We start from the raw sequence: 22,147 nt of genomic DNA on the forward strand, positions 1-22,147 counted from the left end.
CGCCCGGTTACATTCCGAACCCGGAAGCTAAGCCTTACAGCGCCGATGGTACTGCAGGGGGGACCCTGTGGGAGAGTAGGACGCCGCCGAACAATCATTCACAGAGAACCCCCATCCGGGAAACCGGATGGGGGTTCTTTGCGTTTCCGGCCCACGGGAGCACCTCACCAGGGCCCCACGAAAGTCCCCACGAAAGTTCAAAAAAGTTCGGCCGGCCATGTCGAGAACCCGTGGCTGGCTCCGTCCTCGGGGTGGACGCGGCCACAATGGGTCGCACCAGTACCGAGGAGAACATCATGGCCAAGTACCTGCTGCTCAAGCACTACCGAGGCGCCCCGGCTCCGGTCAACAACGTGCCCATGGACCGATGGACGCCCGAGGAGATCTCGGCGCACGTGCGGTACATGCAGGACTTCGCGGACCGGCTGGAGAAGACCGGCGAGTTCGTCGACGGCCAGGCACTCGCTCCCGAGGGGACGTTCGTCCGGTACGACGGCGAGGGGCGCCCGCCGGTGACCGACGGCCCGTTCGCCGAGACCAAGGACCTGATCGCCGGCTGGATGGTGATCGACGTCGACAGCTACGAGCGCGCCGTCGAGCTGGCCGGGGAACTGTCGGCCGCTCCCGGGGCGGGCGGGCGGCCGATCCACGAGTGGCTGGAGCTGCGTCCGTTCCTGGCCGCGCCGCCCACCGTCACCGAGTGACCTCTCCGGTGGACGAAGTCCTGCTCCGGAGCCTCACGCCGAGCGTGCTCGGTATCCTCGTCCGCCGCGGAGCCGACTTCGCGGCGGCCGAGGACGCCGTGCAGGACGCGATGGTCGAGGCGGTCCGCGTCTGGCCGGCCGACCCGCCGCGGGACCCCAAGGGCTGGCTGGTCACCGTGGCCTGGCGCCGGTTCCTCGACGGGGCCCGGGCGGACGCGGCCCGCCGCCGACGCGAGGACCGGGTCGAGGAGGAACCGACGCCGGGGCCCGCGTCCGCGGTGGACGACACGCTCCAGCTCTACTTCCTGTGCGCGCACCCGTCGTTGACGCCGTCGTCGGCGGTCGCGCTCACGTTGCGGGCCGTGGGTGGGCTGACCACCCGCCAGATCGCCCAGGCCTACCTGGTGCCCGAGGCGACCGTGGCGCAGCGGATCAGCCGGGCCAAGCGGACCGTCTCGGGGGTGCGGTTCGACCGGCCCGGCGACGTCGCCACCGTGCTGCGCGTGCTCTACCTGGTCTTCAACGAGGGCTACTCCGGGGACGTCGACCTCGCCGCCGAGGCCATCCGGTTGACCCGGCAGCTCGCGGAGGCGATCGAGCACCCCGAGGTGGCGGGGCTGCTCGCCCTGATGCTGCTCCACCATGCCCGGCGTGGGACCCGGACCGCGTCCGACGGGAGCCTGGTGCCGCTCGCCGAGCAGGACCGTGGCCGGTGGGACACCGGGTTGATCGCCGAGGGTGTCGGGATCCTGCAAGCGGCCCTCGGCCGCGACCGGTTGGGCGAGTTCCAGGCCCAGGCCGCCATCGCGGCGCTCCACGCCGACGCGCCCACCGCCGAGGAGACCGACTGGGTGCAGATCGTCGAGTGGTACGACGAGCTCGCCCGCCTGACCGAGAGCCCGGTCGTCCGGCTCAACCGCGCGGTGGCCGTCGGTGAGGCCGACGGACCGCGCGCCGGGCTGGCGGCGCTCGGGGAGCTGGACGGCTCGCTGCCCCGTCACACGGCGGTGGCGGCGTACCTCCACGAGCGCGACGGCGACCTGGAGACGGCGGCCCGGCTGTACGCCGAGGCGGCCCACCGGGCCCCCGACCTCGCCGAGCGCGACCACCTGATGCGCCGGGCCGCCCGGCTCAACGCCCGTCGGCGTCGCTGACGGACCAGTAGGTTGACGCGACGTCACCACGGTCTGCCCGTTGAAGGAACGGGACCACCCGACGGGACCGTCCGTACGGCGAGGGCTCAGAGGCGGCCGGCGGCCTTGAGGGCGAGGTAGGTGTCGGCGAGGGCGGGGGCGAGCTGGGCGGGGGAGGCGTCGAGGACGGTGACGCCGTGGCGGCTGAGGAGGTCGGCGGTGGCACGGCGGTCGGCGCGGGTCTGTTCGGCGGCGGCGGCGCCGTAGACGGCCTCCAGGGTGCCGCGCCCGGCGGCGAGGGCGTCCAGGTGGGGGTCGGCGACGGAGGCCAGGACCACCTCGTGGCGCTTGGTGAGGAGCGGCAGCAGCGGGCGCAGGCCGTCTTCGACCGGGGCCGTGTCGAGGCCGGTGAGCAGGACGATCAGCGAGCGGTGCGGTGCCATCTTGAGGGCGGTGGAGACCAGTGAGCGCATGTCGGTCTCGTGCAGGGCGGGTTGGAGGGAGGCCATCGCGTGGGTGAAGGCCGGCAGGATCTCGCTGGGCGAGCTGCCGGCGACCGCGGCGCGCTTGCGGGCGTCGTGGGCGAGCAGGTCGACGCGGTCGCCGGCGCGGGTGGCGAGGGCGGTGAGCAGCAGGGCGGCGTCGAGGGCGGCGTCGAGGCGGGGTGCGTCGCCGACCCGGCCGGCGGAGGTGCGGCCGGTGTCGAGGACGACGAGGATGTGCCGGTCGCGTTCGGGGCGCCAGGTGCGGACGGCGACGGTGTTGCGGCGGGCGCTGGCCCGCCAGTCGATGGAGCGGACGTCGTCGCCGGGTAGGTACTCGCGCAGGGAGTCGAACTCGGTGCCCTGGCCGCGGGTCAGGACGGAGGTGCGGCCGTCGAGTTCGCGCAGCCGTGCGAGCCGGGAGGGCAGGTGCTTGCGGCTGTTGAACGGGGGCAGGGCGCGGACCGTCCAGGGCAGGTGGTGCGAGCCCTGGCGGCCGGCCAGGCCGAGTGGCCCGAGCGAACGGACCGTCACCCGCCGGGCGTGGTGGTCGCCGCGGCGGGTCGGGGTGAGTGCGGTGACGGCCCGGCGCCGCTCGCCGGCGGGGACGTGCAGGGTGTGCCGGGAGGCGGCCTCGGCGGTGCCCGGCCGCCAGGCGGACGGGGCCCAGGCGTCGCGGATCCGGGCTCGGAGGGGCCGCCCGGAGGGGTTGGTGACGGTCAGTTCGACGGAGGCGGGTTCGCCGAGCCGGACGGTGGTGTCGCCGCCCCGGCCGAGTTCCAGGCTGCGGACGGGGGCGGCGAGCACCAGGTCGATCACGGCGGCGAGCAGCACGGTGCCGGTGACGAGGCCGATCCCGGCCCAGGACGGCAGCAACAGGCCCACGACGAGCGTGCCGAGCGCGGCGAGCAGGGCGGTTCGCCCGGTGAGGGCCATGCGGTGCGCTCCTTCGGGAACGGGTGGTTCAGCGGGGGGCGGGCGTCTGGGTGAGGACGGCCTGGATGACGGAGTCGGCGGTGACGCCCTCCATCTCGGCCTCGGCGCGCAGCGCGACGCGGTGCCGCAGGGTGGGCAGGGCCAGGGCCTTGACGTCGTCGGGGGTGACGTAGTCGCGGCCGGCGAGCCAGGCCCAGGCGCGCGAGGCGGCCAGCAGGGCGGTGGCACCGCGCGGCGAGACGCCGATGGACAGCGACGGGGACTGCCGGGTGGCCCGGCAGAGGTCGACGATGTACGCGAGGATCTCGGGGGAGACGGTCAGCTTGGCGATCTGCTCGCGGGCGGCGGCGAGGTGCGCGGGCCCGGCGACCGGGCGGACGCCGGCGGCGGCGAGGTTGCGGGGGTCGAAGCCGGCGGCGTGCCGGGACAGGACCTGGAACTCCTGGTCCCGGTCGGGCAGCGGCAGGACCAGCTTGAGCAGGAAGCGGTCCAGCTGGGCCTCGGGCAGCGGGTAGGTGCCCTCGTACTCGACCGGGTTCTGGGTCGCGGCGACCAGGAACGGGACGGGCAGTGCGCGCGGCACGCCGTCGACGGTGACCTGGTGCTCCTCCATGGCCTCCAGCAGGGCGGCCTGGGTCTTCGGTGGGGTGCGGTTGATCTCGTCGGCGAGCAGCAGGTTGGTGAAGACCGGGCCGGGCTGGAAGGAGAACTCGGCGGTCCGGGCGTCGTAGACGAGGGAGCCGGTGACGTCACCGGGCATCAGGTCGGGGGTGAACTGGATGCGCTTGGTGTCCAGGTTGAGCGCGGTGGACAGGGTGCGGACCAGCAGGGTCTTGGCGACGCCGGGGACGCCCTCCAGCAGGACGTGGCCGCCGCAGAGCAGGGCGACGACGAGGCCGGTGACGGCGGCGTCCTGGCCGACCACGGCCTTGCCGATCTCGGCGCGCAGGGCGGTGAGTGCGGCGCGCGGGTCGACGGCGGCGTCGGGGGTGCCCGGGGTGGCAGCCGCCGCGCCGGGGGTGCTGGACGGGGTGGCGGTGGCCTGTTCGGTCACGGGTTCCGTACCTGCCTTTCGAGGGCGTCGAGGTCGTCGGCGAGCCGCAGCAGTGCGGCGTCGTCGGTCGGGGGCGGGCCGAAGAGGAGGGCCCGGACGTCGCCGGCGGGCTGCTCGGGGAGGCGGTCGGCCACGGCCGCGCACAGGGTGTCGGGGTCGGGCGCGCCGACGTGGAGCGGGACGCCCAGGGCGGGGGCGAGGCGGTGCGCGGCGGCCCGGCGCAGGGCCTCGGCGGCGCGGCCGCGGGCCTTGGCGCGGCGGTAGAGCCGGGCGCGGCCCTCGGTGGTCTCGGCGGCGCGGACCACCACGGGCAGGTTCTCGCTGATCACCGGGCCGAGTCGGCGGCCGCGCCACAGGGCGGTCAGGACGGCCGCGGCGGCGAGCTGGTAGCCGGCCCAGCGCCAGCCGTCCGGGATGTAGTCGCCGAAGGTCTTGTCCCGGGTGCCCTGGGCGGGCGGGACGCTGTAGTCGGGCAGGTGCCAGGTGAGGCGGGGCTGGGAGCCGAGCAGGCCGAGGGCGAGGGCGGCGTTGCCGTCCTTGGCGAGCTGCTCGTTGTGCAGGAAGGCGCCGGTGCCGAGCACGATGACGTCGCCGCCGGCGGTCGGGGCGCTGACCAGCGGGTAGCCGTGGCCGCGTGGGTAGCAGCCGGCGCCGCGGCTGCCGCTGGTGTAGAGCATTCCGCCGATCTCGGCGCTGCCGGCCCGCACGGCCTCGGTGAGCGGGCACTGTGCGGCGGTGCTGCGGACGGAGGCGTAGGAGGGCCCGCCGTCCTCGTCGGAGGGGCGGATGCCGGGGGCCAGGGCGCTGAGTGCGGCCGGACCGGGGGCGATGAGGACGAGCCGGCTGTGCCGGGCTGCGGCGACGGCGCGCAGTTCGGCGGGGCCGAGCAGGTCGGGCTCGGGCAGGACGAGGGTGTCGGCGCCGCCCGGGTGGCCGATGAGGTCGGTGGTGAGGTCGGCCTTGAGGCCCTGGTGTTCGAGCAGCGCGAGGACGGCGTGGGTGCCGTCCTGGTCGTAGGAGCGCGGGTCGAGCGGCGGGTAGCGGCGGTCCTGGCCGAGGGCGGCCACGGCGGTGGCGCCGATCAGCAGGATGGCGAGGACGAGCAGGTACCAGCGGGCCCGGCGCCAGAGGCCGCGGCCGGTGAGGGCGAGGCTGGTCGTGGCCGTCTCGTCGGGGGCAGGACTGGCGGGCGGCTGCGGCGCGGGCGGCGCGGGGGTGGTGCTGGTCATGCCGCTCCTCCCAGGGCCGGGCGGGCGCGTTCCAGGGTCCGGTCGAGCTCGCGCAGCAGCTGGTACGCGGCCTGGTCTGCGGTGCGCTCGCCGTAGGCGATGTCGTCGAAGGTGCGGGCGGCGGCGGCCAGGGCGGCGGCGTGGTCGGGCAGGGCCCGGCCGGCCTCGGTGGCGGCCTCGTCGGCGGTGCGGCCGGGGCGGACGTCGAGCAGGGTGCGTTCCTCCAGGGCCCGGACCAGGGCTCGCATCTGCGCGCGGACGGCCTCGTTCCAGTGCCCGGCGGCGGCGTGCCGTTCGGCGTCGGCCCGGTACTGGCCGGCGCCGCGCGGTCCTTCGACGCCGTAGACGTCGAGGACGGTGCGGGCCGCGCGCCGTGGCGCGCCGAGGCGCCACCAGAGGGCGGCGCCGATCAGCAGGGCGACGATCAGGAAGAGCACGAGGCCGGTGGTGCCGCTGGTGCCGTTGCCGGAGATGCTGTCGAGCGCGTCGGTGATGTGGTCGTTGAGCCAGGTCATGACCCGTTCCAGGACGCTCGGGTCGTGCTTGTGGTACTCGGCGTTGAGCAGTTCGTCGCGGGCGGCGTCGCGGGCCGGGTCACGCGGGACGGTGACCGGGGCGCCGTCCGCGACGAGGAGCCTGTCCCCCCAGGTAGGCATCCGGGTCAGTGCCTCGCGGGGGGTCGGCCGGCCTGGTCGCCCCAGCCGGTGGCGCCGGGCTCGGCGAGGCCGGCGGCGCGGGCGAGTTCGATGTCCAGGGCCTCGCGGCGGATCCGCTGGTCGATGTAGATGAGGACGCCGAGGGCGGCCCGGAAGGGGATGGTGAGGGTCGCGGCGATGATGCCGGCGATCGCGGTGGTGATCAGCATCGCGGTGGGCTCGTGGGCCGCGGTGAGGTCGACCTGGCGGTCGAAGTCGCTGAAGCCGAGGACGAGTCCGGCGAAGCGGAACGGGATCGCGATGACCATGGCGACGATGAAGGTCAGCACCTCGCCGAGCAGCGAGATACCGAAGATGCGCCACCAGGAGCCGAGGGTCAGGCGCCGGGAGCGGGACAGTGCGGTCCGCACGCCCTGCTTCTCCAGCATCAGGGCGGGGGCGGCCAGGCTGAACCGGATCCACAGCCAGAACCCGACCGGGATGGTCAGGATGCCGACGAGGAAGAGGAGGGCCTCCGTCCCGGGGTCGCCCGCCGAGCCGGTGGCGTAGAAGTACCAGGGGCTGAAGCCGAGCAGCACCACGCCGCCGGACATCAGGCCGGTGAGCAGGGTCAGCCCGAGCAGCTGCGGCAGCCGGCGGCGGGCGTCGCGCCAGGCGTCCCCGGCGGTCGCGGACTGCCCGAGGACGGCGCGGCTGACGACCATGGTGAGCAGCGCGGTGGCGACCACGCCGAGCAGCACCGTCAGCGGCATCGAGGCGAGCATGGTCGTCACCTGGGTGGCGGGGCCGGTCTTGCCCTTGACCAGCAGCTGGGCGGCGACGTTGCCGGCCTGCTCGACGACGGCGATGCCGAGGGAGAGGGCGAGGGTCGTCCGCCAGTGCTTGCGGATGGTGGCGACGGAGCCGTCGAGGAGTTCGCCGAGTCCGAGCGGGCGCAGCGGGATGACGCCGGGCTTGGGGCTCTGCGGAGCGCCCCAGCCGTAGGGGTGGTGGCCGCCCGGTGCGGGCCGGCTCCAGTCGGGCCGGGCCTGCTGGCCGTTCCAGCCGGGGGCCGGGGCGGGGGCGCCCTGCGGTGGTGCCGACGGCCCGGGCACGGCGGCGGGCGCGTCGGCCGGGGGCCGGGCGTCGTCGCGGGGCGGCTCGGGCGAGCCGGGCGAGGCCCAGCCCGGAGTGTCGGTCATCACTGCTCCTCGGAGGGGCGTCACGGGCGCGGTTCCGGGCGGATCTTTCGCCCGCGCGCAGCGCCCATCGTGCCATGGGGCCTGGGGAGGCCCCATGGGTATCCGGCCGCTGATCGGAAACGGGGGCCTTCCGGTGGTCGGGCGGTGGGTCGTGGACCGTTCGAAGGTGTTCCGACCGGGCACATTCGCCCGGTATGGCCGGAATTAACCGGTGGGGGGAGTTGGCCGTTGTGGAGCATTGGCACTGCTGTGCGGCAGGTCACAATGCGGTAATGAGAGGATGGACGCATGAAGGGACGCGTCCTCGTCGTTGATGACGACTCCGCACTGGCCGAGATGCTCGGTATCGTGCTGCGTGGTGAGGGTTTTGAGCCGTTTTTCGTCGCGGATGGAGACAGGGCGCTAGCCGCGTTCCGGGAGACCAAGCCGGACCTGGTCCTGCTCGACCTGATGCTGCCCGGTCGGGACGGTATCGACGTCTGCCGGCAGATCCGGGCGGAGTCCGGTATTCCGATCGTCATGCTGACCGCGAAGACCGACACGGTCGACGTCGTGGTGGGCCTGGAGTCGGGTGCCGACGACTACGTCACCAAGCCGTTCAAGCCCAAGGAGCTGGTGGCCCGGGTACGTGCCCGGCTGCGCCGTGCCGAGGAGCCGACGCCCGAGCAGCTGACCATCGGCGACCTGGTGATCGACGTGGCCGGCCACTCGGTGAAGCGGGACGGCCGGGGCATCCCGCTGACCCCGCTGGAGTTCGACCTGCTGGTCGCGCTGGCCCGCAAGCCCTGGCAGGTGTTCACCCGCGAGGTGCTGCTGGAGCAGGTCTGGGGCTACCGGCACGCGGCGGACACCCGCCTGGTCAACGTCCACGTGCAGCGCCTGCGGTCCAAGATCGAGAAGGACCCGGAGCGCCCCGAGATCGTGGTGACCGTCCGTGGCGTCGGCTACAAGGCCGGACCCAGCTGACGTGACGCACCTGGCTGACGAAGCCCCGTCGGGTTCCGCGACCGACGGGGCCGACGCGGTTCGCGGGTCCGTGCTGAGTTCGACCACCCGCCGCCGGCGCCGGGCGGCCGCGTTCGCGCTGCTGACCCGTCAGCTGCGTCGGCCCGCGCGCCGGGTGACGGCGCTGTACCGCCGGTCGATCCAGCTGCGCGTGGTGGCGGTCTCGCTGCTCGCGTCCATCGCGGTCGTCCTGGTGCTCGGCGTGGTCGTGATGGCGCAGGTGCGCACCGGCCTGCTCGGCACCAAGATGGCGGCCGCCCGCGAGCAGGCCAGGATCGGGTTCCAGGCGGAACTGAAGAAGATCGACGAGGCGAAGGACCAGCGGCTGCGGGTCGGCGCCACGCCCGACCCCACCATCGAGGAGACCGGCACCTGGCTGCTGCGCCAGGTCAACGACCTGGCCGCGAGCGGGCAGACCGTCTACTCGGTGATCGCGATGGCCGCCGGCACCGACGCCATCGTCCCGGAGAACGGCTTCGCGCCGCGCTTCTCGGGCGACATCCTGCCCAGCAGCGTCCCCGACACCCTGCGGGACAGGGTCCACTCCGAGCCCGGCCAGATGTTCGACCAGCCGGCCCGGATCCACCGGGCCGACGAGCGGACCGAGCCCGGGCTGGCCCTCGGCATGCAGTTCACCGGCCCGGCCGGCAACAGCTACCAGATGTTCTACGTGTTCTCCTTCGGCCAGGAGACCGACACCCTCGACCTGATCACCGGCACCCTGGCGACCGCCGGCGTGTTCGTGGTGATCCTGATGGGCGGCATCGCCTGGGTCGTGGTGCGCCAGGTGGTCACCCCGGTCCGGATGGCCGCGGGCATCTCCGAGCGGCTCGCCGACGGGCACCTGGAAGAGCGGATGAAGGTCACCGGCACGGACGACATCGCCCGCCTCGGCGAGTCGTTCAACCGGATGGCCAATGCCCTCCAGGCGCAGATCCGCCAGCTGGAGGAGCTGTCCCGGGTGCAGCGGCGCTTCGTCTCGGACGTCTCGCACGAGCTGCGCACCCCGCTGACCACGGTCCGGATGGCCGCGGACCTCATCTACGACAGCCGCGAGGACCTGGACCCGATGGCGGCCCGCTCGGCGGAGCTGTTGCAGGGCCAGCTGGACCGCTTCGAGTCGTTGCTCGCCGACCTGCTGGAGATCAGCCGCTTCGACGCCGGCGCCGCGATCCTGGACGGCGAGCCGGTCGACCTGCGCGACATCGTCGCCCGGGTGGTGGAGGCCGCCGACCCGCTGGCCCAGGCCAAGGGCAGTGCGGTGGTGATCCGCGGCGACGGCGAGCCGGTCGTCGCCGAGGTGGACTCCCGCCGGATCGAGCGCATCCTGCGCAACCTGGTGGTCAACGCCCTGGAGCACGGCGAGGGCCGCGACGTGGTGGTCCGGCTGGGCTCGGCCGACGGCGCGGTCGCGGTCGGCGTGCGCGACTACGGCATCGGCCTCAAGCCGGGCGAGGCGTCCCGGGTGTTCCACCGCTTCTGGCGGGCCGACCCGTCCCGGGTGCGGACCACCGGCGGCACCGGCCTCGGCCTGTCCATCGCGGTCGAGGACGCGCACCTGCACGGCGGCTGGCTGCAGGCCTGGGGCGAGCCCGGCGGCGGCTCGCACTTCCGGCTCACCCTGCCGCGTACCCGGGGCGGCGAGATCAGCCGGGCGCCGTTCCGGCTGGAGCCGGAGGACTCCCGCAACAACCGGGGCCTGGGCACCTACGGCGCGCCGTACCGGCGGGCGATCAGCCCGGCCGGCGCGACCGCGATGACCGCGGCCGAGGAGCAGGCGGAGACGCCGGAGGGGCCCGTCAACGGCTTCGGCAGCGGGCTCGGCGGGGTGCTGAACATCGGCCCCGACCTGGGCAAGCGCCGGTTGCCCGAAGGGCCGCGCGCGGACCCCTCGGACGTCCGGACGGCGGGGACCGGGTACGGTGCCACCGGCGCCCAGGTGATGGTGGACCCGACGCCCGGACGGCCGTCGGTGGCACAGCGGACGGCGGAGCCGGACGTGACGGGTGGGATGGGCGGGACGGACCTGGAGGGGTCGCAGCGTGCGAAGGACGAGCAGCAGGACTGAGCCGCGGTTCACGGCGGTGGCCGGCGTGGTGCTCGGCGCCCTGGTGGCGAGCGGCTGCGCGGCCATGCCGGACTCCGGCGGCATCTCCAGGGTGGAGCTGTCGCAGGGGGCGGCCGACAAGAACCTGCAGGCCAAGGTCTACCCGGTGGCGCCGGCCAAGGGCGCCAAGCCGCGCGCCCTGCTGACCGGGTTCCTGGACGCGGTGACCGCCGACGAGGGGTACGAGACCGCGCGCCAGTACCTCACCGAGAACGCCTCCGCACACTGGAACCCGGACGCCGGCATCCAGGTGCTCTCCGCCGCCACCCCGAACCTCCCGGCCGGCCAGGAGATCGCCGACACCGACACCAGCGTCTCCGCGACGGTGACCGGCTCGCTGATCGCCAGGATCGACGAGAAGCACTCGTACCTGGCCGAGGGGCAGCGGGACGTCTCGGCCGACTTCACCCTCGTCCGGGAGAAGGACGGCGAGTGGCGGATCGACAGGCTGCCGGCCGGCGTGATCATGAACGAGACCAACTTCAACAACAGCTACCGCCAGGTCGACCGGTACTTCTACACCACGCCGGACCCGTCCTCGACCGTCACCGGAAGCGCCGGCCAGCAGGTCCTGATCCCCGACCCGATCTACCTGCGGCGCCGGATAGACCCGCTGACCGCCGCCGCCAAGGCCCTGGTCGCCGGGCCCTCGACCTGGCTCGCGCCGGTCGCCCGGACGTCCTTCCCGAGCGGCGTCAGCGTCGACCGGGTGAGCGTCGACGACGGCCGGATCGCCCACGTGCAGCTCGGCGGGGCGGACGTCAGCGAACCGGTGTCCTGCCGGCGGATGGCGACCCAGCTCTTCTACACCCTCGCCGACCAGGGCAAGGGACAGGTCGAACGGCTTGAGCTGAAGGGCCAGCGGGGCAACTGCTTCGCCAGCCGCAACGACCTGCCGGCCACCGGCCCCGGCGCCCTGGCCGGGCCGCTGCCCGCGCAGCAGTACTACCAGCGCGCCGACAACGGCCTGCTGATGGTCACCGACGAGCAGCGCAACGGCGAGCCGGTGCGCGGCGTCCTCGGCAAGCCGCAGCCCGCCGGCAAGGCGCCGCTCGGCACCACGGCCGTCAACCGGGACGGCTCCCGGGCCGCCGCCATCAGCGGGGACGGCCACCAGCTCTACTCGGTGCCGCTGGCGGACAGCGCGGTGGCGCTGCCCGACCCGGTGCTCACCTCGCCGGTGAAGACCGCCGACAAGGAAGACGGCCTCGCCTCGCCCAGCTGGGACGGCCGCGGCGACCTCTGGGTGGTGGACCGCAACCCGCAGGGCCCGCGGGTGGTGATGGTCCGCGGCAACCGGACGTACCCCGTCGCGGTCGAGGGGCTGGACGGGCAGACCGTACAGGCCCTGAAGATCTCCTCGGACGGCGCCCGGGCCGCCCTGGTGGTCAAGACCGCGGGCGTGCCCAGCCGCTCGCTGTACTTCGGCCTGGTGGTGCACGGCGGCACCCCGGAGGCGCCGACCGCGCGGATCACCGGCCTGCGCCGGGCGGCCCCCTCGCTCACCGACGTCGCCTCGGTCTCCTGGGCGGAGGCCGACCAGCTGCTGGTGCTCGGCAAGGAGGCCGACCGGATCAAGCAGCTGTACTACATCGGCACCGACGGTACGCAGAGCGCCGACACCACGCTGCAGGCCGAGAACATGCTCACCGTCTCGGCCTCCGAGTCCCGGGGCAACGTCCTGGCCCAGGCGCCGGCGGTGCTCGCGGCGGCCGGAGGCGCGATCTACCGCCTGATCGGCAGTCAGTGGCGCGAGGTCCAGTTGGCCGACAAGGCCGGGTCCTTCTTCTACGCGGGCTAGGAACCCGCCGGCCAGGCCCTGACGCCCCGTTCCCCGAGGCCCCGACCCCCTGGTGCCCCGTCGGGCCGCTCGGTGCCTCAGCCGGGCCGGTGCGCGGTGGCGGCGACCGCGGCGCCCGCCCGGGCGGGCAGTCCGGCGTCCGCCAGTGCCCGGGCCGCCTCGGCGAGGCTGGCACCGGTGGTCACCAGGTCGTCCACCAGGACCGGCTGACAGCCCAGCAGGTCGCGCCGGGCACGCGGCAGCACGGTGAGCGCGCCGTGCAGGTTGCGGTGGCGCTCGGCCGCGCTCAGCCCGGCCTGGTCGGCGACCGGGCGGGCGTGCCGCAGCAGCGGCTCGGCCCGGGCGTCCAGGCCGGACCGGCGCAGCGAGCGGGCGGCGGCCCCGGCCAGCCGCAGCGTCGGGTCGTGGCCGCGGGCGCGGACGGCGGAACGGGCCGAGGGCATCGGGACCAGCAGCAGCGGCGCGGCCCCGGCACGCGGCCCCAGGGCGGAGCGGACGGCCCGGCCGAGCGCCTCGCCGAGCGGGCCCGCCAACCGCAGCGCGCCGCGCTCCTTGTGGGCGAGCAGCAACTGCCGGACGGGGTCGGCGTACGGGGCGGCGGAGTGCGCCCAGGGCAGCAGCGTGGGGCCGGGCCGGGTGGCGGCCAGCGCGTGCCGGCAGGCCGGGCAGAGCTGGGTGCGCTCGGCGCCGCAGCCGGCGCAGCGGGCCGGGACCAGGACGTCCAGCAGTCCGGCCAGTGCGTGGCCGAACGGCCCTTGGGCGGACGGTGGACGGGTGGGGGCGGAGGGTGGTGGCACGGCTGCTCCTGGCGACGGCAGGCACGGAGAGTGAGCAAAGGATGCGCCGTACGGGGGGTGTTGTCCAGGTATTTACCCGTGCTTCACTCGCAGGAGGGTAGACAGGGTCCAACAGCTTGACCGCCCGCCCGCAGTATCGGGTCATACCCGACTCCGCGCCTGGGGAGGCGAAAACCCCGTGTGAGGTGTTCGATAAAGCTCCAAGGGGTTTCAACCGTCCCTGGTGGGGAGGAAGTGAGGTGAGGGCCAGTCGTTTCCCGCCGCTGGCGGCGGGGGCGGGGGGCCGGCAGTGGATGGGCTGGTCCAGCTGGGTCTCAGTCCGGTCCGGTAGCACCCGGATCGGCGTCAGCACGAGGGATCGGAGTTCTGCGTGGACATCGTCGTCAAGGGCCGCAAGACCGAGGTGCCCAAGAGGTTCCGCGAGCACGTGGCCGAGAAGCTGGAGAAGGTCCAGAAGTTCGACGGCAAGGTGATCAGCCTCGACGTCGAGGTGTCCAAGGAGCACAACCCGCGGCAGGCCGACCGGTCCGAGCGGGTGGAGATCACTCTCCGTACCCGTGGGCCGGTGATCCGGGCCGAAGCCGCCGCCGCCGACCCGTACGCGGCGCTCGACCTGGCCTCGGCGAAGCTCGACGCCCAGCTGCGCAAGTCCGCGGACCGGCGCCGAGTGCACAAGGGCGGCAACGGCCGCACCCCCATCAGTGTCGCCGAGGCGACCGCGGCGCTGGCCGCGCTGCCGGACACGGCGGCGCCGGAGGGCGAGACCAACGGGGCCGTCCGCAAGACCATGATGGGATCCCTGGAAGTGGAGGGCGAAGGCCCGCTGGTGGTCCGGGAGAAGACCCACCCGGCCGCCCCCATGGCGCTGGACCAGGCGCTGTACGAGATGGAACTGGTCGGCCACGACTTCTACCTCTTCGTGGAGAAGGACAGCGGCCTGCCGAGCGTCGTCTACCGCCGTCACGGCTACCACTACGGCGTCATCCACCTGCAGACCGACGGGTCGGTCGGCGCGGGTAGTGGCGCGGGCGGGGCGATCGGCGAAAGCGACGACGAGGACTGACCGTCCGAAGACAATCCTGGAGGGGTGACCCCGGCGGCCGAGTCCGCCGGGGTCACCGGCGTTTCGGGGCAGGGCGGCTGGAGCGGGAGTCGAGGGCCGGCCCGGGAGGTCACCCGATGCGGAACGGCGGCGTCGGAGGGTGACCGCAACGGCCGCGCGGCGTGGAATGATTGGCGCACGACGACCCGCGAAGGGGGAGGAGCGGATGGGGGATCACTTCGGGCTGGGGCCCGCTACGGGGCCGGTCACCGGACTGTCACCGGGACCGGAGGAGGAACCCGCGTACGCGCCGCACCGGGGTGAGCCGATCCGCGTGCTGGTGGTGGACGACCACGCGTTGTTCCGCAGGGGGCTGGAGATCGTGCTCGCGGAGGAGCCGGACATCAAGGTCGTCGGCGAGGCCGGCGACGGCGCCGAGGCCGTGCTGAAGGCTGCCGACCTGCTGCCGGACATCATCCTGATGGACGTCCGGATGCCGCGCCGCAGCGGGATCGAGGCCTGCACCGCGATCAAGGACGTGGCACCCAGCACCAAGATCATCATGTTGACGATAAGCGACGAGGAGGCCGACCTCTACGAGGCGATCAAGGCGGGAGCCACCGGCTACCTGCTGAAGGAGATCTCCACCGACGAGGTCGCCACCGCGATCCGCGCGGTCGCCGACGGGCAGTCCCAGATCAGCCCGTCGATGGCGTCCAAGCTGCTCACCGAGTTCAAGTCGATGATCCAGCGCCGCTCCGACGACCGGGACCTGGTGCCCGCACCCCGGCTCACCGACCGGGAGTTGGAGGTGCTCAAGCTGGTGGCGACCGGGATGAACAACCGGGAGATCGCCAAGGAGCTGTTCATCAGCGAGAACACCGTGAAGAACCACGTGCGCAACATCCTGGAGAAGCTCCAACTGCACTCCAGGATGGAGGCCGTGGTGTACGCGATGCGCGAGAAGATCCTCGAAATAGGGTGACCGTGGCTGCGCCCCAAGCCCTAGCTCGCGAGGAGTTTCTCGAGGGCCGGGCGCAGCCGCTCGTCCGGCAGGGCCTCGACCCGGACGTCGTCGCAGCCCACCCAGGCGGCCGCCTCGCGCAGGGCCGCCGCCAGCGCCTCGACGTGCCGGGCGCCGTGCCCCCGGTCGCCGGACAGTGAGACCTGACGGGCCACCAGGGTGCGCCCCTCCCGGGCCGGGTCGACCCGGCCCACCAGCCGGCCGCCGGCCAGCAGCGGCATCGCGAAGTAACCGTGCACCCGCTTGTGCTTGGGCGTGTAGGCCTCCAGCCGGTGCGTCATGCCGAAGATCCGCTCGGTGCGTGCGCGGTCCCAGATCAGCGAGTCGAACGGCGAGAGCAGCGTGGTGCGGTGGCGCCCGCGCGGGGCGGTGGCCAGTGCGGCCGGATCGGCCCAGGCCGCCGCCGCGGCGCCGTCCGGGCCCCAGCCGGCCACCTCGACCGGGACGAGCCCGCAGTCCGCGAGGACCGGGTCCAGCTCCTCGGCGCGCAGCCGGTGGTAGTCCAGCAGGTCGGCCCGGGTGGCCACGCCGAGCGCGGCCCCGGCCTGGGCGGCCAGGGTGCGCACGCAATCCCGGTCGGTGCGGTCCTGCCCGAACAGGGCCTCGGGGATGGCCTGTTCGGCCAGTGCGTAGACGCGCTTCCAGCTCCGGCGCTCGGTGCAGACCACGTCGCCGAAGGCCAGCGCCCGTTCCACCGCGATCTTGGTGTCCGACCAGTCCCACCACTCGGCGGTCTTCTTGGCGCCGCCCAGCTCCGTGGAGGTCAACGGGCCCTCGGCGCGCAGCTTGTCGAGCACGTGCCGGTACGTCTCGGGCGTCACCTGGTGGCCCCAGAGGTGGCCGCGCTCGCGGTAGCGGCGGCGCCGGAACGCGAACAGCGGCCACTCCTCGACCGGCAGGATGCAGGCCGCGTGCGACCAGTACTCGAAGCTCGTGCCCGCGCCCCAGTACGCCGCCTCGACGGCCGGGCGGCCGACCGCGCCGAGCCGGGCGTACGGCACCAGTTCGTGGGAGCGGGCCAGCACCGAGATGGTGTCCAGCTGGACGGCGCCCAGGTGTCGCAGCACCCCGCGCACCCCGGCCCGGCGGTCCGGCGCGCCGAGCAGGCCCTGGGCGCGAAGGGCGATCCGGCGGGCTTCGTCGGCGCTCAGGACGGTGACGGGCGGCGGGCCGGCGGGGGAGCCGGCGGCAGGCAGGGCGGTCATGTCGGCGAGGGTAGTCCGGGGCACCGACAGCCGGTCGGGGTGCGCCGACGCGGACGTCAGGGGCGGAGGTCCGGGAGGTCCGGGAGGTCCGAGGCGAGCAGCGAGGCGACCCAGGCGTCGTGGAAGGCGCCGCGCTGCTCGGCGTACGAGCGCAGGGTGCCCTCGAAGCGGTAGCCGACCTTCTCGGCCACCGCGCGGGAGCCCTCGTTGCCCACGTAGGCCTGCCACTCCAGGCGGCGCAGGCCGAGCTCGACCAGGCCGTGGCGGGCGACCGCGCGGGCGGCCTCGACCGTGTAGCCGCGGCCGCGGAACTCCTTCGTTGCCCACCAGCCGACCTCGGCGGAGCCCGGGTCGCCGTGGCGCAGCACGAGGCCCTGGGTGCCGACCAGGACGTCGGAGCCGTGCTCGAACACGCACCAGATCCGGTTCTCGCCGGTGCGCCAGCCGTGCGCGGCGAGGTCGCGGACGAAGTATTCGGCGTCCTCGCGCCGGTACGGGCTCGGGACGACCGTCCAGCGCTGGATCTCGGCGTCCTGGCAGGCGGCGAAGACGGCGTCGATGTCCGACTCCTGCGGGGCCCGCAGGACGAGGCGGTCGGTGGTGAGGGTGGCGGTGCGGGGCTCTTCCATGGGCGGATTATTCCGTGGAAAGAGGAATTCGGGCATCCGAATATCGAGCCAACCCCTCGATCCGCTGACCGGTTTGTCCCGGTGGACGGTGCTATCGGATCAAGTGCTCGCGCGGGTGACACGGGAATACCGTGCTGACGCACCTCCCGGGGCATTGGACTCCTCGCATACGATGGCCCGTGCGGTGGGGTGAACCCGCCGTGCAGTCGTCCAGTGCCAATACAGGCAAGGAGCCCGCCCAAGTGTCCGTCTTCGACAAGATCCTGCGCGCCGGCGAAGGCAAGATCCTTCGCAAGCTGCAGCGGATTGCTGCCCAGGTCAACTCCATCGAAGAGGACTTCGTCAACCTCACCGACGCCGAGCTGCGCGCGCTGACCGACGAGTACAAGCAGCGGCTCGCGGACGGCGAGACCCTGGACGACATCCTCCCCGAGGCGTTCGCCACGGTGCGCGAGGCCGCCAAGCGGGTGCTCGGTCAGCGGCACTACGACGTTCAGCTCATGGGTGGCGCGGCCCTGCACCACGGGTACGTGGCCGAGATGCGCACCGGTGAGGGCAAGACCCTCGTCGGCACCCTGCCCGCGTACCTGAACGCGCTCACCGGCAAGGGCGTCCACCTGATCACCGTCAACGACTACCTCGCCGAGCGCGACTCGGAGTGGATGGGCCGGGTGCACCGCTTCCTCGGCCTCGAAGTCGGTGTGATCCTCGGCAACATGACGCCCGCCGAGCGCAAGCACCAGTACTCGATGGACATCACGTACGGCACGAACAACGAGTTCGGCTTCGACTACCTGCGCGACAACATGGCCTGGTCGAAGGACGAACTCGTCCAGCGCGGCCACAACTTCGCGGTCGTCGACGAGGTCGACTCGATCCTCATCGACGAGGCCCGCACCCCGCTGATCATCTCCGGCCCGGCCGACCAGGCGACCAAGTGGTACGCCGACTTCGCCAAGCTGGTGCTGCGCCTGAAGATCGACCGCGACTACGAGGTCGACGAGAAGAAGCGCACCGTCGGCATCCTGGAGGAGGGCGTCACCCGGGTCGAGGACTACCTCGGCATCGACAACCTCTACGAGTCGGTGAACACCCCGCTGGTCGGCTTCCTGAACAACGCCATCAAGGCGAAGGAGCTGTACCGGGCGGACAAGGACTACGTCGTCATGAACGGCGAGGTCATGATCGTCGACGAGCACACCGGCCGCATCCTGGCCGGCCGCCGCTACAACGAGGGCATGCACCAGGCGATCGAGGCGAAGGAGGGGGTGGAGGTCCAGAACGAGAACCAGACGCTGGCCACCATCACCCTGCAGAACTTCTTCCGCCTGTACGACAAGCTCGCCGGCATGACCGGTACCGGCACCACCGAGGCCGCCGAGTTCCACCAGATCTACAAGCTCGGCGTGGTGCCGATCCCGACGAACAAGAACCCGCTGCGCATCGACCAGCCCGACCTGATCTACAAGTCGGAGCCGGCCAAGTTCGCCGCCGTGGTCGAGGACATCGCCGAGAAGCACGAGAAGGGCCAGCCGGTGCTGGTCGGCACCGTGTCGGTGGAGAAGTCCGAGTACCTGTCGCAGGAGCTGCGCAAGCGCGGCATCCCGCACGAGGTGCTGAACGCCAAGCACCACGAGCGCGAGGCGCAGATCGTCGCGCAGGCGGGCCGCAAGGGCGCAGTGACCGTCGCCACCAACATGGCCGGCCGCGGTACCGACATCATGCTCGGCGGCAACTCCGACCACCTCGCGGCGGCCGAGCTGGCGCAGCGCGGGCTCACCCCGACCGAGACCCCGGAGGAGTACGAGGCCGCGTTCCCCGCCGCCCTGGAGAAGGCCAAGGCCTCGGTCAAGGCGGAGCAGGACGAGGTCAAGGAGGCCGGCGGCCTCTACGTGCTGGGCACCGAGCGGCACGAGTCCCGCCGGATCGACAACCAGCTGCGCGGCCGCTCCGGCCGTCAGGGCGACCCGGGCGAGTCCCGCTTCTACCTGTCGCTGGGCGACGACCTGATGCGCCTGTTCAAGGCCGGCATGGTCGAGCGCGTGCTGTCGATGGCCAACGTGCCCGAGGACGTGCCGATCGAGTCCAAGATGGTCACCCGGGCGATCGCCTCCGCGCAGACCCAGGTCGAGCAGCAGAACTTCGAGATCCGCAAGAACGTCCTCAAGTACGACGAGGTGCTGAACCGCCAGCGCGAGGTCATCTACGGCGAGCGCCGCCGCGTGCTGGAGGGCGAGGACCTGCAGGAGCAGGTCGGCCACTTTATGGACGACACCGTCGAGGCCTACGTCAAGGCGGCCACCGGCGAGGGCTTCGAGGACGACTGGGACCTGGAGAAGCTCTGGACCGCGCTCAAGCAGCTCTACCCGGTCACCCTGGACCTGGAGGAGCTGGAGGAGGAGGCCGGCGGTTCCGCCGGGATGACCTCCGAGTTCCTGGTCAAGGTCGTCCAGGAGGACATCCAGGCGCAGTACGGCGCCCGCGAGGACCAGCTCGGCGCCGAGATCATGCGTGAGCTGGAGCGCCGGGTCGTGCTGTCGGTGCTGGACCGCCGCTGGCGCGAGCACCTCTACGAGATGGACTACCTCCAGGAGGGCATCGGCCTGCGGGCCATGGCGCAGCGCGACCCGCTGATCGAGTACCAGCGCGAGGGCTTCGACATGTTCACCGCGATGATGGAGGGCATCAAGGAGGAGTCCGTCGGCTACCTGTTCAACCTGGAGGTCCAGGTCGAGCAGCAGGTCGAGGAGGTCCCGATCGCGGACGCCGAGGTGCTGCTCGACAAGCTGGAGAAGGACGCCGCCCGCCCGGAGATCAAGGCCAAGGGCCTGGAGGCCCCGAAGCCGCAGCGGCTGCACTACACGGCCCCCTCGGACGAGGTCGGCGGCGGTGTCATCGAGGGCGACTTCGAGGACCTCGGGCCGGAGGACGAGGGCGACGGGCTGACCCGCGCCGAGCGCCGCAAGGCCGCGAAGTCGGCCAAGGGCCGCCGCCGCAAGGGCTGAGCAGGCCGCAGGACGCCGCACAGGGCGCCGCTCCCGGACGGGGGCGGCGCCCTGCGCCGTCCCGGGCCGCCGCGCGGTCGTGGGGGCCGCTGTGGCCGCCCTGGCCGCTGAGACTGCCGTGGTCGCTGCGACTGCCGTGGTCATCGGGCCTCCACGGCGGTGCACTGCCACTGCCCGGCCTGGCCGCGCTGCTCCAGCCGGAAGGCCACCATGTGGTGCCGCCGGCCGAGGTCGACCCGGACGCAGGCCTCGACCGCGTCGGGCGAGGGCGAGCGGTCGTGCACCGGGCCCAGCCGGGGCCGGTCGGCGGCGCCGCCGCGGCGCAGCGCGCCGGCCCGGACCAGGGAGGCGAGCTGCCCGTAGCCGTCCAGGCTGGTGTGCCGCATCAGCTGGCCGGAGGGCCGGGCGCCGGTGAGCACCTCGACCAGCTGGTGGGCGAAGCGGGAGGCCAGCGCCCGGGGATCGTGGCCGCCCGGGCCGGTGCAGGCGGCGCGGGGGTGGCGCGGGCGGCGCCCGGCCGGGTCGTGGGCGGCGGTCGTGCGCGGCCGGCGGTGCGGGCGGGCGGTGAGCGGTGCGGTCACGGCGGGCTCCTGGGCAAGGTGGTACGGGTGCGGACGGGTCCTTGCTAGCGGTGCGCCGCGTCGGGCGGCAAGGGCTTTTGCCGCTGCTCCCGGAGTGACCGGCAAGTTCACCTATCCGAGTGAATCGATCAGTGCGGTGCCGGGCCCGGCGCGCGGTCGTGCGGTGCCCGATTGACGTGCGTGGGCGGGCCGTACGGTCCGAAAGAGGACGGTTCGATGCGCCGGACCGGGTGGCCCGAACCGCCGCCCCCGTTGCGGCGCCGGGCCGTCGGCGCGCACCATCGGAGCCTGATCGGGAACCGCGCGGAGCGGGACGGGGCCGGGCGGCCACGACCGCACCCACGACGACGGGCGGTCGCGATGACGACACGGGTAGCGGCGGTTCCGGCTCCGGCAGCCGCGGGCACCGCCCCGCCGACCGGGGACGCACCCCGGCGCGGCCTGGTGCTGGGCGGCGGCGGGATGCTCGGCGCGGCCTGGACGGTCGGCGCGCTCTGCGCCGTCGAGGAGGCCACCGGCTGGCGGCCGGGCCACGCGGACGTGCTGCTCGGCACCTCGGCGGGCTCGATCCTCGGCGCGATGCTGGCCGGCGGGGTCCGCACCGAGCAACTGCGCGACCACCAGCGCGGCCTGCCGATCACCGACGGCCCGCTGGCCGGGGTGGACTTCGACTACGACACGGCCGCCGGCGGCGCGCTGCCGCCCCGCCCCGGGGCCGGCATCGGCTCGCCCGGCCTGCTGCGGGACGCCGTCCGGCACCCGCGCGAGTACCCGCTGCTGACCATGGTGTCGGCGATGGCGCCGCCCGGCCGCGGTTCGCTGGCCCCGGTCGGCGAGCTGGTGCGCGGCCTGCTCGGCCCGGGCGGCTGGCCGCCGCCGGGCGCCGACGGCGAGGCCGACGCCGGGGCCGGAGCGGCGGTGCTGCGGGTGGCGGCCGTGGACTACCGCAGCGGCCGCCGGGTGGTCTTCGGGGACCCGGACGCCCCGGCGGTCGCGGTCGCCGACGCGGTGATGGCCTCCTGCTCGATCCCCGGCTGGTTCGCGCCGGTGCGGCTGAACGGCTCGGCGTACGTGGACGGCGGCTGCTGGTCCGCCACCAACGCCGACCTGCTGCTCGGCCGCGGCCTGGACGAGGTGTACGTGCTCGCCCCGATGGCCCTAGGGCTGCGCCCCCGCGCCGACCGTGCCGACGCCGACGCCGGCGGGGTCGCCGGCACCAGCGGGCTCGCGGGCTCCCTCGCCGCGCTGCGCGAGTGGCGCGCCCGGGACCGCCCGCGCGGCGTGCTGGCCCAGCTGGTCAGCCGCTACCGCCGCGCCGTCACCCGGCAGCTGCTGCGCGAGGCCGTGCTGCTGCGGGCCGAGGGCGTACGGGTGCGGCTGCTCGCGCCGACCCCGGCCGACCTGGCCGTGATGGGCCCGAACATGATGGACCCGGCCCGCCGCGACGCGGTGCTGGAGAGCGCCCTGCACACGTGCGGCGAGGCCCTGCGGGCCGCCCGCTGAGTCGGGCCGAGGTGATCACGCCCGGCCCGGCGGCGCTTATTCTTGGGGCGCTGGAAGCTGTGCCGCTGGACGA

General features: G+C 73.7%; 18 protein-coding genes and 1 rRNA gene. 10 read left to right on the forward strand and 9 right to left on the reverse strand.

What is annotated here, in order from left to right:
- The 3 genes from rrf to ACFVX9_RS04265 all read left to right on the forward strand — a co-directional run.
- Positions 1–92, forward strand: a 5S ribosomal RNA gene (gene rrf, locus ACFVX9_RS04255); the annotation flags it as partial.
- A 204-nt stretch (positions 93–296) separates the two neighbouring features.
- Positions 297–704 carry a YciI family protein gene (locus ACFVX9_RS04260; RefSeq protein WP_063351357.1) on the forward strand — a complete coding sequence of 136 codons (408 nt, stop codon included), beginning with the start codon at positions 297–299 and terminating at the stop codon, positions 702–704.
- A gap of 8 nt (positions 705–712) precedes the next feature.
- Positions 713–1,858 (forward strand): RNA polymerase sigma factor, encoded by a 1,146-nt coding sequence (locus tag ACFVX9_RS04265; protein ID WP_387980447.1) that lies wholly within the window; start codon positions 713–715, stop codon positions 1,856–1,858.
- A gap of 86 nt (positions 1,859–1,944) precedes the next feature.
- On the opposite strand, the gene ACFVX9_RS04270 is transcribed toward ACFVX9_RS04265, so the two are convergent.
- The 5 genes from ACFVX9_RS04270 to ACFVX9_RS04290 all read right to left on the reverse strand — a co-directional run bounded on the left by ACFVX9_RS04270 (position 1,945) and on the right by ACFVX9_RS04290 (position 7,375).
- Positions 1,945–3,255 (reverse strand): DUF58 domain-containing protein, encoded by a 1,311-nt coding sequence (locus ACFVX9_RS04270; RefSeq protein ID WP_380376994.1) that lies wholly within the window; start codon positions 3,253–3,255, stop codon positions 1,945–1,947.
- 28 nt (positions 3,256–3,283) lie between these two features.
- The gene (locus tag ACFVX9_RS04275) at positions 3,284–4,204 is read right to left on the reverse strand and encodes an AAA family ATPase (protein WP_380343635.1); all 921 of its coding nucleotides are present in this window, start codon (positions 4,202–4,204) and stop codon (positions 3,284–3,286) included.
- Positions 4,205–4,305: 101 nt separating this feature from the next.
- A complete protein-coding gene (locus ACFVX9_RS04280) occupies positions 4,306–5,538 on the reverse strand; it encodes a DUF4350 domain-containing protein (protein ID WP_387980336.1) in 1,233 nt (410 codons plus the stop codon).
- Positions 5,535–6,194: a DUF4129 domain-containing protein gene (locus tag ACFVX9_RS04285; protein ID WP_063349151.1), complete on the reverse strand. Its 660-nt coding sequence runs from the start codon at positions 6,192–6,194 to the stop codon at positions 5,535–5,537. Before ACFVX9_RS04285 ends, ACFVX9_RS04280 begins: the two co-directional genes overlap by 4 nt.
- Positions 6,195–6,199: 5 nt before the next feature.
- On the reverse strand, positions 6,200–7,375 hold the full coding sequence (locus ACFVX9_RS04290) for a hypothetical protein (protein WP_380376989.1): 1,176 nt from the start codon (positions 7,373–7,375) through the stop codon (positions 6,200–6,202).
- 288 nt (positions 7,376–7,663) lie between these two features.
- On the opposite strand from ACFVX9_RS04290, the gene mtrA reads away from it, so the two are divergent.
- The 3 genes from mtrA (at position 7,664) to ACFVX9_RS04305 (ending at position 12,288) form a co-directional block, all read left to right on the forward strand.
- Positions 7,664–8,341 (forward strand): MtrAB system response regulator MtrA, encoded by a 678-nt coding sequence (mtrA, locus tag ACFVX9_RS04295; protein ID WP_030247322.1) that lies wholly within the window; start codon positions 7,664–7,666, stop codon positions 8,339–8,341.
- 70 nt (positions 8,342–8,411) lie between these two features.
- The gene (gene mtrB / locus ACFVX9_RS04300; RefSeq protein WP_244293445.1) at positions 8,412–10,448 is read left to right on the forward strand and encodes an MtrAB system histidine kinase MtrB; all 2,037 of its coding nucleotides are present in this window, start codon (positions 8,412–8,414) and stop codon (positions 10,446–10,448) included.
- On the forward strand, positions 10,423–12,288 hold the full coding sequence (locus tag ACFVX9_RS04305) for an LpqB family beta-propeller domain-containing protein (protein ID WP_380376986.1): 1,866 nt from the start codon (positions 10,423–10,425) through the stop codon (positions 12,286–12,288). Before mtrB ends, ACFVX9_RS04305 begins: the two co-directional genes overlap by 26 nt.
- A gap of 77 nt (positions 12,289–12,365) precedes the next feature.
- Here the strand turns inward: ACFVX9_RS04305 and ACFVX9_RS04310 are convergent, their stop codons facing one another.
- Positions 12,366–13,085: a ComF family protein gene (locus ACFVX9_RS04310; RefSeq protein ID WP_380376984.1), complete on the reverse strand. Its 720-nt coding sequence runs from the start codon at positions 13,083–13,085 to the stop codon at positions 12,366–12,368.
- Between the two features lie 370 nt (positions 13,086–13,455).
- Here ACFVX9_RS04310 and hpf point away from each other — a divergent pair, with 370 nt between their 5' ends.
- Positions 13,456–14,148, forward strand: coding sequence for a ribosome hibernation-promoting factor, HPF/YfiA family (gene hpf / locus ACFVX9_RS04315; RefSeq protein WP_380376983.1), 693 nt, complete (start codon positions 13,456–13,458; stop codon positions 14,146–14,148).
- A gap of 205 nt (positions 14,149–14,353) precedes the next feature.
- Positions 14,354–15,112, forward strand: coding sequence for a response regulator transcription factor (locus ACFVX9_RS04320; RefSeq protein ID WP_079135841.1), 759 nt, complete (start codon positions 14,354–14,356; stop codon positions 15,110–15,112).
- 20 nt (positions 15,113–15,132) lie between these two features.
- Here ACFVX9_RS04320 and ACFVX9_RS04325 read toward each other — a convergent pair whose 3' ends face one another.
- Both ACFVX9_RS04325 and ACFVX9_RS04330 read right to left on the reverse strand, forming a co-directional pair.
- Positions 15,133–16,356 carry a winged helix-turn-helix domain-containing protein gene (locus tag ACFVX9_RS04325; RefSeq protein ID WP_387980340.1) on the reverse strand — a complete coding sequence of 408 codons (1,224 nt, stop codon included), beginning with the start codon at positions 16,354–16,356 and terminating at the stop codon, positions 15,133–15,135.
- A 56-nt stretch (positions 16,357–16,412) separates the two neighbouring features.
- Positions 16,413–16,985, reverse strand: a complete 573-nt coding sequence (locus tag ACFVX9_RS04330; protein ID WP_380376979.1) for a GNAT family N-acetyltransferase — start codon at positions 16,983–16,985, stop codon at positions 16,413–16,415.
- A 242-nt stretch (positions 16,986–17,227) separates the two neighbouring features.
- Between ACFVX9_RS04330 and secA the strand changes: the two genes are divergently transcribed.
- The gene (gene secA / locus ACFVX9_RS04335) at positions 17,228–19,990 is read left to right on the forward strand and encodes a preprotein translocase subunit SecA (protein WP_380487313.1); all 2,763 of its coding nucleotides are present in this window, start codon (positions 17,228–17,230) and stop codon (positions 19,988–19,990) included.
- Between the two features lie 140 nt (positions 19,991–20,130).
- On the opposite strand, the gene ACFVX9_RS04340 is transcribed toward secA, so the two are convergent.
- Positions 20,131–20,571, reverse strand: coding sequence for an Rv3235 family protein (locus ACFVX9_RS04340; protein ID WP_063349159.1), 441 nt, complete (start codon positions 20,569–20,571; stop codon positions 20,131–20,133).
- A 360-nt stretch (positions 20,572–20,931) separates the two neighbouring features.
- Here ACFVX9_RS04340 and ACFVX9_RS04345 point away from each other — a divergent pair, with 360 nt between their 5' ends.
- Positions 20,932–22,074: a patatin-like phospholipase family protein gene (locus ACFVX9_RS04345; protein ID WP_387980343.1), complete on the forward strand. Its 1,143-nt coding sequence runs from the start codon at positions 20,932–20,934 to the stop codon at positions 22,072–22,074.
- Positions 22,075–22,147: the final 73 nt, after the last annotated feature.

The sequence above is a fragment of the Kitasatospora sp. NPDC058243 genome (genome assembly GCF_042882025.1).
Lineage (GTDB): Bacteria > Actinomycetota > Actinomycetes > Streptomycetales > Streptomycetaceae > Kitasatospora.